Here is a 12662-nt window from a genome sequence, read left to right on the forward strand (position 1 = left end):
ACCTCTTCCCATCCCGAACAGAGAAGTTAAGCCCTGCAGCGCCGATGGTACTGGGGTCGCACCCGGGAGAGTAGGCCGCCGCCACAACATCCAAAGCCAGCAATCTCTGCTGGCTTTTTGCTTTTTAGGCCTCTGGCAAAATCACTTGAGAAACGGATTATTCTAGGAGCTATCAGTCTTTCAAATCGAAACGAGTTGTGTACGGATTCTTAATTGTACGGATGGCTTGCCAAATTGAAAAGCTTGGGAGGAAGACTATCTTTCTTAAAAGTTAAGGAGCATGTGATAGGCGATTCAGCATCCCCTCACTAAACAAAAAATCGCTTGAGAGCGTCAAGCGATTTTTTGTAAATCCAGTATTGTAGCGATTAATTAACTCCCACACATTTCACAATCTTCCGGATTGTCCAACGAGCAAGCTATCGCACCCTGTTTTTGGGATTTGGTCAAATCCATCGTTGGTGTTTGAGCCACAACAGTCTTTTCGGGTTCCAATGCTGATTTGTCTACTGTAAACTGGATCGCAGCAGCAGCAGCCTGGGATCTCAAATAATACATGCCTGTCTTCAGCCCTTTTTTCCAAGCATAAAAATGCATGGATGTTAGTTTACCAAAGTTTGGATCCTGCATGAATACGTTCATACTTTGGGATTGACAGATATATGCCCCTCTATCGGCTGCCATGTCGATGATTACCCTTTGGGATAGCTCCCAAACAGTCTTGTAGATGTCTTTGATGTTTTGCGGAATTCCGGGTACGTTTTGAACAGATCCATTTGCAGCGATCAGACGGTTTTTCATTGTGTCGTTCCAAAGCCCCAGTTTGATCAAATCCTTCATCAAATGCTTATTGACGACAATAAACTCTCCCGAAAGCGTTCGTCTCGTATAGATGTTGGAAGTATATGGTTCGAAACATTCGTTGTTACCAAGAATCTGGGACGTGGATGCTGTAGGCATTGGAGCGACGAGAAGTGAATTTCTCAAGCCATGCTGAATAACATTCACTTTCAGTTCATCCCAATTCCATCTGCCAGACTTTGGAGTTACCCCCCACATATCAAATTGAAGGATTCCCTTGGATGCTGGTGAGCCTTCAAAGGTCTCGTAGGAACCTTGTGTCTTGGCCAATTCCATGGATGTTTCGACCGCAGCGTAGTAGATCGTCTCAAAAATATCCTCGTTCAATCCTTTTGCCTCAGCTGAATCAAACGGCATTCTCAACATGATAAACGCGTCTGCCAAACCTTGAACGCCTAGCCCAATTGGCCTATGCCTGAAGTTAGACCTGCGGGCTTCTTCGACAGGATAATAGTTGATATCGATTACTTTGTTGAGGTTTCGAGTCGCAACTTTCGTTATCTCATACAACTTATTGTGATCAAAGAACAACTTGCCGTCTGGGCCTTCAGTAACAAACTTTGGCAATGCGATTGAAGCGAGGTTACAAACCGCCACTTCATCAGGGGCTGTGTATTCAATAATTTCGGTACAGAGGTTAGAAGACTTGATAGTTCCGAGATTCTGTTGGTTAGACTTCTTGTTGGCCGAGTCCTTATAAAGCATATATGGTGTTCCAGTCTCGATTTGGGATTCCAAAATCTCAAACCAAAGTTCTTGGGCTTTTACTACTTCCCTCGCCCGGCCTTCCTTCTCGTATTTTTCATACAGCCTTTCAAATTCTTCCCCATGGCAATCTGCCAATCCCGGGGCTTCATTTGGACAAAACAGCGACCATTCGTCATTTTGCTCCACCCGTTTCATGAATAAGTCTGGGATCCACATGGCATAGAACAGATCTCTAGCCCGCATTTCTTCTTTCCCGTGGTTTCTTTTCAATTCAAGAAAATCCTTCACGTCCGCATGCCATGGCTCTAGGTAAATAGCAAAGCTTCCCTTTCTCTTGCCGCCTCCTTGGTCCACGTAGCGAGCAGTCATGTCAAAATTTCTGAGCATTGGAACAATACCGTTGGATACGCCGTTTGTTCCCCTGATATAGCTCCCTTTTGCCCGGATATTGTGGATGGAAAGCCCTATGCCTCCGGCGGATTGTGAAATCTTGGCGCACTGCTTCAAGGTGTCATAAATGCCATCGATGCTGTCATCTTTCATCGTTAACAAGAAGCAGGAAGACAATTGTGCCTTTGGAGTCCCTGCATTGAAGAGCGTTGGGGTGGCATGCGTAAACCATTTTTGGGAGAGCAAATGGTAGGTTTCTATAGCGGAATCAATATCCTCTTTGTGGATGCCTACTGCGACGCGCATCAGCATGTGCTGTGGACGCTCGACCACTTTGCCATCCAATTTGATCAGGTAACTTTTTTCCAAGGTTTTGAATCCAAAGTAATCGTAGTCAAAATCCCTTGTGTAATCGATTGCCTCATCCAATTTGGCTGCGTGGTTTTTCACTACTCCATAAACGTCGGGGGCGATCAATGCCGCATTTTCCCCCGTTTTTGGGTTAATGTAGGTATACATCCTCTTCATGGTATTTGAAAAGGACTGTGATGTTGTCTTATGGAGATTGGAAATAGCGATGCGTGCCGCCAACACTGCATAATCCGGGTGTTTCACGGTCAAGGACGCGCAAACCTCAGCCGCCAAGTTATCCAATTCGGAGGTCGTTACTCCGTCATAAAGGCCGTCGATGACCTTTTTTGCAACTTCAATGGGATGGATGTATCGTGAATCCAAGCCATAGCAAAGGTTTTCGATCCTAGTCGTGATCTTGTCAAATCTTACCGATTCCCGGCGTCCGTCTCTTTTTATTACTAGCATGATTGAAGATTTTGGGTTGGTTTTGGTGGTTATAAATTAGAAGTCTTCGCCGATGCTGAATCGGTTGACTTCTACAGTTTCTTTTGATTTCATCACTCCAGCTTTCTGATAGTCACCCACTCGTTTTTCGAAGAAGTTGGTTTTTCCTTGCAGTGAAATCATATCCATAAAATCAAACGGATTGGTGGAGTTCCATACCTTAGCACAGTCTAGTTCGACCAAAAGTCTGTCAGCAACGAACTCTATATACTGGCACATCAAGTCAGAATTCATACCAATAAGCTTCACAGGCAGTGCGTCCGTCACAAATTCCTTTTCGATGGCCACCGCATCCATGATGATTCGAGTGACAGTCTCTTTAGGCAAGTGGTTGACGACGTGCTTGGTGTATAGATGGCAAGCAAAGTCACAGTGCAACCCCTCGTCCCTGGAAATTAGCTCGTTCGAGAAAGTCAAGCCCGGCATGAGGCCCCGCTTCTTCAGCCAGAATATCGAGCAGAAAGAGCCAGAGAAGAAAATACCCTCTACCGCAGCAAATGCAATCAATCTCTCTTGGAAGTTCCCGTTGTCAATCCACCTCAACGCCCACTCTGCCTTCTTCTTGATGCAGTCGATGTGCTCTATAGCGTGGAGTAGCCTATCCCTTTCCACAGCGTCTTTGATATAGGTATCGATCAAGAGGCTGTAGGTTTCGGAATGGATGTTTTCCATGGCTATTTGGAATCCGTAAAAGAATTTAGCCTCCGTATACTGCACCTCTGCCACAAAGTGTTCTGCGAGGTTTTCATTTACGATCCCATCGCTAGCAGCAAAAAACGCCAATACATGGGAAATGAAGTGACGCTCTCCGTCGTTGAGGTTTTTCCAGTCACGCAAATCCTGGCTCAGGTCTATCTCTTCAGCCGTCCAGAAACTCGCCTCTGCCTTCTTATAAAATTTCCAAATATCATCGTGCTGGATTGGGAATAAAACAAATCTGTCTTTGTTTTCTTGGAGAATAGGTTCTACGTGTTGCATTGCTTTTACTTGTTTGGTAAATCTTTGATTTTTCGAATCAAAAGGTCTCTAACATTCTCTGGTAAGTACTGGAAAGAAAAGGCCGTCTTTTTCAGAACAGCCTCGTACAAATATGGTCAACAAATACTAGAAATAAAACAGCAAATTGTGCGAAATGATTCGTTTTTTGACTTATATTCAAATATTTTATAAAAATCTGTATTTAAGTATATTAAGTGTATTTAAATAAAGTTTAACTTAAATTAAAAATGCTCTAAATCAGGTATAAATTTTTTTTTGAGGTTAGAAAACTTTTTTTCAGCCATATTTTCGATTTATATTTTTGAACATTGGTCAATTCGATAATTTGTTTTGTTTATGATGAGATTTCATCCTCAATCGCATGCGGTAGCCTTGGAAATTCGTCATTTTCCTTGGGTAATTTCGTGGGCTGGCTTTGTCGACCTGATTATAAAACAAGAGGATAGCGCCGGTTTGACTTGACGTATTGCAGGACTGAATTTACTTGCGAAACTGGTTTTTGATTTCACCAAACAATTGTTATATTTGCACCTCAATTTCCTAATGCATCTCATTTATATATGTACGCAATTGTAAACATCGCTGGAACGCAGTTTAAAGTAACAAAAGATCAGCAACTCTATGCACCAAAAATGCAAGGTGAAGCTGGCGCGTCCGTGGAATTTGATCAGGTATTGTTGGCAGACGACAATGGCACTGTATCAATAGGGGCACCAACTATCGCAGGTGCCAAGGTATCCGGGAAAATCCTGGATCACGTAAAAGGTGACAAAGTAATCGTCTTCAAAAAGAAAAGGAGAAAAGGTTACAAGAAGAAAAACGGTCACAGACAGCAGTTCACCAAAATTTTGATCGAAAACATCACAATCTAAGGTTTCACAGGAAATCATAAACGAATAATACTATGGCTCACAAAAAAGGTGTAGGTAGTTCCAAGAACGGTAGAGAATCACATTCCAAAAGACTTGGCGTAAAGATATTCGGTGGACAGGATGTAGTTGCCGGTAATATCATTGTAAGACAACGAGGTACAAAGCACCACCCGGGAGAAAACGTTGGGATCGGAAAAGATCACACGCTTTTTGCTTTGGTTGATGGCAAGGTGGCTTTCAAGAAAAAATATGATGGCAAATCTTACATCAGCGTACTTCCATCTGAAGCATAATTAGCATTCGCTAAAAAAAGCAAAAAGGCTTCCCAAACGGGAGGCCTTTTCTTTTTTGTGTCAGTTGATTTGAAGAATTGTAGAAGGTGGGAACCCGAGCCGCGATAACTCGGGAATCGCGGCCGTTTTAGTGATTTTTTCACCAACAGTAATTTTTTTTATGGGAATCATTATCGCTTGGATTAAATTGAAGTCCACTAAACTCGAAAATCTGCTATGTATAAAACCTTTAGAAATATCCTGCTCATAGGATTTTTGTTGGCATTTGGATTTCAATATGAAACCCAAGGGCAATCATATGATGAGAAACTCTACGACGCCGTCCAATGGCGTTCGATCGGCCCGCACAGAGGCGGACGTTCTGCTACGGCAGTTGGGGTCAAGTCCGAGCGAAATACCTTCTACTTCGGGGCCACAGGCGGCGGGGTATGGAAAACGACAGACGGTGGGAAAACCTGGGAGAACGTATCAGATGGATTTTTCGGAGGTTCAATCGGTGCCGTCGCCGTTTCTGAGTCAGATCCAAATATCCTCTATGTCGGTGGCGGAGAGAAGACAGTCAGGGGTAACGTCTCCTACGGATATGGTTTTTGGAAAAGTGCCGATGCCGGAAAAACCTGGACCCATTTGGGCATGGAAGAAACCCGCTTTGTTTCTAGAATCCGAATTCATCCAAGCAACCCTGACATTGTGTATGCAGCGGTTTTGGGGGATATCTTCAAGCCTACGGACATGCGGGGTGTGTACAAATCTGTGGATGGTGGAAAAACCTGGGAAAGGACGCTTTTTGTAAGCCCGACAGCAGGTGCCGTGGATTTGGTGATAGATCCGAAAAATCCGCTCGTGATGTTTGCGACTACATGGGAGGTCAAACGCACGCCGTATAGTTTGGAAAGCGGCGGCCCAGGTTCCAAGATGTTCAAAAGCACCGATGGTGGTGAGAATTGGACTGATATTTCCTCGAACAAAGGTCTGCCATCCGGTCTTTTGGGAATTATCGGCGTCACAATCTCCCCGGTCAATTCCAATCGTATTTGGGCAATCATAGAGAACTTGGACGGTGGCGTATTTCGCTCGGATGACGGCGGTGCCACTTGGGAAAAAACCAACGATGACCGAAACCTTAGGCAGCGGGCTTGGTACTATAGCAGAATTTATGCTGATACCAAAAGCGATAGCACGGTCTATGTCCTCAACGTCAGCTATCACAAATCCACTGACGGCGGCAAAACCTTTAAAAGTGCAAATGCCCCCCACGGAGACCACCACGATCTTTGGATCGATCCAAATGACAATCAGCGCATGGTCATGGCTGACGACGGTGGCGCACAGGTTTCCTTTGACGGAGGGACCTCGTGGACTACTTATTTTAACCAACCCACGGCGCAGTTTTACCGCGTGACGACCGACAACCATTTTCCCTACAGAATCTATGGAGCACAGCAGGACAATTCAACCCTCCGCATCAGCCATCGCAATGAAGGGAGTGGAATCACGGAAGAAGATTGGGAAGAAAGTGCCGGCAGCGAGTCAGGATGGCTGGCCGTGGATCCTTTGGATAACGATATCGTCTATGGGGGCAACTATGGTGGTCTACTCCAAATGCTCAACCACCGCACCGGCGCTGCACGCAACGTGAACGTATATCCCGACAACCCAATGGGTCACGGTGCTGAGGGAATGAAGTACAGGTTCCAATGGAACTTCCCGATCTTTTTCTCGCCACACAATCCCAAGGTTCTATATACGACCTCCAATCAGTTCCACAGATCTACGAATGGAGGCCAGTCATGGGAGACCTTTAGCCCTGATTTGACTAGAAATGCAAAGGAAAAGCTAGGACCTTCTGGAGGACCGATTACAAAAGACAACACTTCCGTCGAGTATTACTCCACGATTTTTGCGGCGACCGAATCACCGGTACAGCAGGGAGTACTTTGGGCCGGTTCTGACGATGGTCTCGTGCACGTGTCCAAAGACAATGGAAAAACCTGGGAAAATGTCACGCCAAAGGAATTACCTGAATGGACCCAAGTCAATAGCATGGAAGGTCATCCGTTTGAAGCAGGAGGATTGTATTTTGCCGCGACGGCCTACAAGAACGGGGATTTCGCACCTTATCTGTTTAAGACCACGGATTATGGAAAGACTTGGACAAAAATCGTCAACGGAATCAACGCCCAGCATTTCACAAGGGTAGTTCGGGCTGATCCTGTGAAAAAGGGAATTCTCTACGCCGGCACCGAGACTGGCATGTACATTTCCTTCAATGACGGGGCTGATTGGAAGCCCTTCCAGTTAAACCTACCGATCGTCCCGATCACGGACTTGGCGATAAAGCAAAATAACCTGATCGCTGCGACCCAAGGCAGAAGTTTTTGGATCATCGACGACTTGACAGTTATCCATCAGTTGAATGACCAGATTGCCGCAAAGCCTTTCCACCTCTATAAGCCACAGGACTCTTACCGTATAGACGGCGTGAAGAGAGAATCCAAAACTGCAGGAACCAATCGACCAGGCGGAGTTTTGGTGTATTTTCACTTGAAAGATTCCGCTAGGGAAGAACTTCGGATCGAGTTTCTCGACAAAGCCGGCAATCTCATCCGGGAGTTTTCCTCCAAAGGAATCGAAAAGGACACTTTGAAATACAAGCTTGGCGCTAATGAATTTAACTGGAACCTGAGAGTACCGGACGCAAAGGGCTTTGAAGGAATAATCATGTGGTCAGGGCCGCTAAGGGGACCGAAAGTCGTACCGGGGGAATACATAGTGAAACTTACTGTAGACGGAAAGTCCGAACAGCAAAGCTTCAAAGTGTTACCAGACTTGAGGTATGAGGCAAGCCAAGAAGACCTACAGGCCCAATATGATTTCTTGTTGCAGGTCCGGGACAAATTGACCGAGACGCATGAGGCCATCATTTCCATCCGTCAGTATCGGGATAAACTGAATGCGCTTGCGACCGAAAAGCCGGGACAAAAGCGTCGGATCGAGCCTGTAGTCAAGAGCATTACCGCGATCGAACAGGAGCTTTACCAAACCCAAAACCGAAGCGGTCAAGATCCGCTGAATTTCCCCATCAGGCTCAACAATAAGTTGGCGCATTTGAATGTGATTGTCGGGACGGGCGAATGGCGTCCAACCGATGGCGCGGAAGCCGTGAGGGTGGAAATCACAAGACAGATCGACGTCCAACTGGCCAAGTTCAGGGATATCGAGAAAAATCAAATTTCGAAGCTCTTGGATATCAATGACCTGAGTCAGCCGATTTCCAAGAAATAGCATAAAATCCCCGGTCGCAGTATCGGGGATTTTTCTTTCCAAAAAGTTTCTGCGAATTAAAATTGGGCCAATCCCCTAATTTTACTATTCTCAAAATGGATATTGGGAAATTCGAATTCGGCATTTGTCATATTTTTAAAATGACTCTTTTAACATTTATTTGGAGAATATTCAATTGAGAAAATCAAATCGGAACTATATTTAAAAACATTTTCATTATCGTTTGACCAAAGTAACCTAAAAGTATTGTACTATGAATTACACGGAAAATTACAAAGGAATCAAAATAGATGTGCAAGCTCCGCAGGTCGATCTGCCCGACGGTGTGCAGGCTCAAATAAGGAAGGCCATTGACAAACTTTCAAGATTTACCCAAAATATCAATGCGGTTGATTTGTATTTCAATGTGTCTGGGAAAGGAAAGACAGCCGAGAGGATCTTGGGAATGCGGGTTGGTGTTCCCGGTCCCGATGTGTTTTCAGAGGAGAAAGGGAAAGATCGCTGGAATACGATGCTGCGTGCCGTGACAGACAAGAATATCAGACAGCTCCAAAAAGACAAATAAATTATTGGAAGCCGCTCAAACGAAGAAACTTCAGGTCAAAAAAGCCTGAAGTTTTTTATTTGTTCAACAAACTGGACCGCCGTTTGGGGTGCCAAAATCAGAATCGCCACAATCCCAAAAAGCGCCCCAAACAAGTGCGCGTCATGGTTGATGCCATCGTTTCCTTTTTTCGACTGCACGATCGAATAGATCAAAAACAGGCCTCCCAATGCAAAACCGGGAAGGCAAATAATCCCGAATAGGCAGATATCAGAGAGTGGCATCAGCAAGATGCTGCCAAAAACAGTCGCCGCCACGCCGCCTGATGCGCCCAATGCCCGGTAATATCCGTGCTCCCGGTGCTTGAAATAGGTTGGGCTATCTGCCACCACGACGGCACCAAAGAAAAACCCAAGGAACCCGAGTATTCCCAAGCTCGGTCCAAATTGGTACAAGAAAAACCGTTCGATGATCCCGCCAAAGAAATAGAGCGTAAACATGTTGAAAAACAAGTGCGTGGAATCCTTGTGGATTAGACCTGAAAGTACAAACCTGTCCCACTGATTGGATTGGTGGATTTTCTTGGGAATGAACATCCACCGTTCCATCATGGCAGGGCGTTGCCACGCGAGATAGGAAGTCAATGCGGTGAAAATGATCAGGACAATGGTAGCCGATAAATCCATAAGATGCTATTTTTCCCGATTGGCCAGGTCCTGGGTCAGTTGAAGCAAAAGTGCCTTCATCTTTGGATTCGGTACTTGAAGGCTGGAGAATTGGCCAAATCCTTTCTCAAAGTATTGATGCATTTTGGCTTCCGTAAGTTCACGGATACCCAAAGCATCATAGATTTTGGTCACCGCCGCGACTTTTTCTTCCTTGTCAAATTCCCTTGCACTGATCCACTTTTCCAAAATTTCTTGATTTTCTCCGTTAGCGAGATCTTTTGCTTTGATCAGCAGAAAGGTCTTCTTGTTGGAAATTATATCTCCGCCGACCTGTTTGCCAAATTTCGCCTGATCCGCATACACGTCAAGCAGATCGTCTTTGAGCTGAAACCCGATGCCAATATTCACACCAAAATCGTAGAGCCGCTGGGAGTCCGCATCCGGTGCACCTGCTAGTATCGCCCCATATTGCAGTGCATATCCCAGCAAAACGGCGGTTTTCAACCTAATCATATCGATGTAGGCTTCCTCAGAGACGGAATCCCGGCTTTCGAAGTTCATGTCGTGCTGTTGTCCTTCGCAGACTTCTGCAGCGGTTTTGTTAAAGAGTCGCATGACGCTTGGAAGCTTTTCTTTCTCCGCTTCCAACAGCATATCGTAAGCCTTTACGAGCATGACATCGCCCGATAGAATGGCAATGTTTGGATTCCATTTTTCATGAACGGTAGCCTTTCCCCTTCGCAGGGGGGCATTGTCCATGATGTCGTCGTGCATCAGGGTGAAGTTGTGGAAAACCTCCACAGCCGCTGCCGGTGTGAGGATTTTTTCGTAGTCATCACGATAAAGTGAATAAGCCAACAGCGTCAGCAGTGGGCGGATGCGCTTGCCGCCCAGGTTCATGATGTAGGATATCGGCTCGTAGAGCTCTATGGGTGATTGTCCGTACTTATAAGTTTGGATATGTTTTTCGAAATCCCCGAGGATCTTATCTACGCTTTCTTTGTTTCGGTCCATTATCTGCAAATTCCAGGTCTATGGTTCTTCTATCAATATCAGTGTTAACTACCCGGACGGATACTTTGTCGCCCAAAGTGATCATTTTTTTGGTTTTGGAGCCAATCAGGCGCATGTTTTTTTCATCGAAATCGTAGTAATCGTCATTCATGTCAGCCACACGGACCAGTCCTTCGCATTTGGTTTCGGTGATTTCCACATAAACGCCCCATTCAGTCACGCCGCTGACGATTCCTTCATAGTCTTTCTCTTCGGCCAATGACATGTATTCGACTTGCTTGTACTTGATGGAGGCGCGTTCGGCGTCCGCAGCACGTTTTTCCCTTTCGGACGAATGCACGCATTTTTCCTCCCAGGGATCGGGGTCAGGCGATTTTCCATTGTCCAGATAATGCTGCAAAAGCCTGTGCACCATCATGTCAGGATACCTTCTGATGGGTGAAGTAAAGTGGGTATAATGCGCAAACGCAAGTCCAAAGTGCCCTTTTGCCTCGGTGGTGTACTTGGCCTTCGCCATGCTGCGGATCGCCAATTGCTCGAGGACGTTTTGCTCGGGTTTGCCGACGATTTCATCCATCAGTTGGTTGAGTGCCTTGGATATCTTGGCTCCCTCGGAGATTTTGAGGTCATGCCCGAATTTTTTGGCAAAGGTCGCGAAAGTCTCCAAACGCTGCAGGTCCGGGAAATCGTGGATACGGTACACAAAGGTATCCTTGCCTTTATCCTTATTGTAGATAAATTCCGCCACGGTCCGGTTGGCCAATAGCATGAATTCCTCAATCAGCTTGTGGATATCTTTCCTCTCCTTGACCATCAGGCCCAGGGGCTTTCCCTTTTCATCCAATTTGAATTTGACTTCCACGGTCTCAAAGTTAACCGCACCCTTATCAAACCTGCGTTTGCGGAGTTTTTTGGCGAGATCGTTGAGAATGGTGAGTTCTTGGTAGAAATCACCGCTTTGGTTGTCGATATTTTCTTGGCCTTCTTCATAGGCAAACCGGCGATTGGAATGGGTCACCGTCCGGCCAATCCAATGCTTGACCACGTCCGCATTTTCGTCCATCTCAAACACGCAGGAAAAGGTCAATTTGTCCTCGTTGGGACGCAGGGAGCAAAGTCCGTTGCTTAGCCTTTCCGGCAGCATCGGGATTGTCCTGTCTACCAAATACACCGAGGTCGCCCGGTCAAAGGCCTCTTTCTCCAATTGGGTCTTGGGCTTGACATAGTAGGTGACGTCGGCAATGTGCACGCCGATTTCATAATTGCCATTGGGCAGGACCTGATAGGAGATCGCATCGTCAAAGTCCTTCGCATCCACGGGGTCAATGGTGAACGTGGGCACATCCCGCATATCCCGACGGCTTTGGATTTCCTGCTGTGGGATGGCTTCCGGGATGGCATTTGCTTCTTCCTCTGGACCGCTGGGGTACTCAAAAGGCAAACCAAACTCAGCCATGATAGAGTGGATCTCGACTTCGTGCTCGCCTGCTTTTCCCAAAACACGGATGACCTTACCCGTCGGATTTTTGTCATCCTCCCGCCATTCGCTGAGCTTGACGACGACTTTTTGGTTGTGTTCGGCACCCTTCAAATCGCCCCTGTGGACAAAAATGTCGTGGTGCATTTTCTTGAAATCCGGGACCACAAAGGCATAGCGCGGGGAAATCTCCACCCTGCCGACGAATTCATCCCGGACACGGTTGACGATTTCTAGGACTTTTCCTTCGATTCGTCCGCTAGAACCTTTGGTCGGATACACCATGATTCTGACCCGGTCGCCATCAAGCGCATGCTTGAGATCGGCTTCCTTGATCATGATATCCTCCTCGATGCCATGCTTCGGGTCGGGCTTGATAAAGGCAAACCGCGGGTTGACATAGTCCACTTCGCCTTCGATGAACTCAGGTTCTTTGATCGAGGCAAAATAGTTCCTCGGACTTTTTGAAATGGACCCTGCCGCGGCCAGCTTGTGCATCGTCGGTTCGACGGCACCTTTGGCGACTGAATCCCGAATTTCGAGTTTTTTGATGATTTGTTTGGCGTTGAACTCCTGTCCAAAATGGTTGTCGAGGAAGCTCATGATTTTTCTGGCCAATTGGGCGGTATCCACCACTTTCCCTCCTTGTTTTCCTTTTTTACCGCCTCTGTCTGATTTTCTACCCATAGTAGT

Annotated in this window: 9 protein-coding genes and 1 rRNA gene; 5 read left to right on the forward strand and 5 right to left on the reverse strand. The window is 46.2% G+C overall.

Annotated elements, in window-relative coordinates:
• Positions 1-87, forward strand: a 5S ribosomal RNA gene (gene rrf, locus L0U89_RS16785); the annotation flags it as partial.
• 285 nt (positions 88-372) lie between these two features.
• On the opposite strand, the gene L0U89_RS16790 is transcribed toward rrf, so the two are convergent.
• Complete coding sequence (locus L0U89_RS16790) at positions 373-2778, reverse strand: ribonucleoside-diphosphate reductase subunit alpha (protein ID WP_234862576.1); 2406 nt, start codon at positions 2776-2778, stop codon at positions 373-375.
• A gap of 36 nt (positions 2779-2814) precedes the next feature.
• Positions 2815-3795 (reverse strand): ribonucleotide-diphosphate reductase subunit beta, encoded by a 981-nt coding sequence (locus L0U89_RS16795; RefSeq protein ID WP_008631700.1) that lies wholly within the window; start codon positions 3793-3795, stop codon positions 2815-2817.
• Between the two features lie 581 nt (positions 3796-4376).
• On the opposite strand from L0U89_RS16795, the gene rplU reads away from it, so the two are divergent.
• The 4 genes from rplU (at position 4377) to L0U89_RS16815 (ending at position 8831) form a co-directional block, all read left to right on the forward strand.
• Positions 4377-4688 (forward strand): 50S ribosomal protein L21, encoded by a 312-nt coding sequence (gene rplU, locus L0U89_RS16800; protein WP_008631698.1) that lies wholly within the window; start codon positions 4377-4379, stop codon positions 4686-4688.
• A 32-nt stretch (positions 4689-4720) separates the two neighbouring features.
• On the forward strand, positions 4721-4981 hold the full coding sequence (gene rpmA, locus L0U89_RS16805; RefSeq protein ID WP_040481560.1) for a 50S ribosomal protein L27: 261 nt from the start codon (positions 4721-4723) through the stop codon (positions 4979-4981).
• A gap of 216 nt (positions 4982-5197) precedes the next feature.
• Positions 5198-8266, forward strand: a complete 3069-nt coding sequence (locus L0U89_RS16810; RefSeq protein WP_234862577.1) for a WD40/YVTN/BNR-like repeat-containing protein — start codon at positions 5198-5200, stop codon at positions 8264-8266.
• 253 nt (positions 8267-8519) lie between these two features.
• Positions 8520-8831, forward strand: coding sequence for an HPF/RaiA family ribosome-associated protein (locus L0U89_RS16815; RefSeq protein ID WP_234862578.1), 312 nt, complete (start codon positions 8520-8522; stop codon positions 8829-8831).
• A 35-nt stretch (positions 8832-8866) separates the two neighbouring features.
• Here the strand turns inward: L0U89_RS16815 and L0U89_RS16820 are convergent, their stop codons facing one another.
• Genes L0U89_RS16820 through rnr form a run of 3 tightly spaced genes read right to left on the reverse strand, consistent with a single transcriptional unit; the run spans position 8867 to position 12656 of the window.
• Entirely contained in the window at positions 8867-9496 is a 630-nt protein-coding gene (locus tag L0U89_RS16820; RefSeq protein ID WP_234862579.1) for a rhomboid family intramembrane serine protease, read from the reverse strand.
• 6 nt (positions 9497-9502) lie between these two features.
• On the reverse strand, positions 9503-10492 hold the full coding sequence (locus tag L0U89_RS16825) for a polyprenyl synthetase family protein (protein WP_234862580.1): 990 nt from the start codon (positions 10490-10492) through the stop codon (positions 9503-9505).
• Positions 10464-12656, reverse strand: a complete 2193-nt coding sequence (gene rnr, locus L0U89_RS16830; protein ID WP_234862581.1) for a ribonuclease R — start codon at positions 12654-12656, stop codon at positions 10464-10466. The genes L0U89_RS16825 and rnr overlap by 29 nt, the downstream gene beginning before the upstream one ends.
• Between the last annotated feature and the right edge of the window lie 6 nt (positions 12657-12662).

The organism is Mariniradius sediminis (genome assembly GCF_021491425.1).
In the GTDB taxonomy this organism is placed as follows: domain Bacteria; phylum Bacteroidota; class Bacteroidia; order Cytophagales; family Cyclobacteriaceae; genus Mariniradius; species Mariniradius saccharolyticus.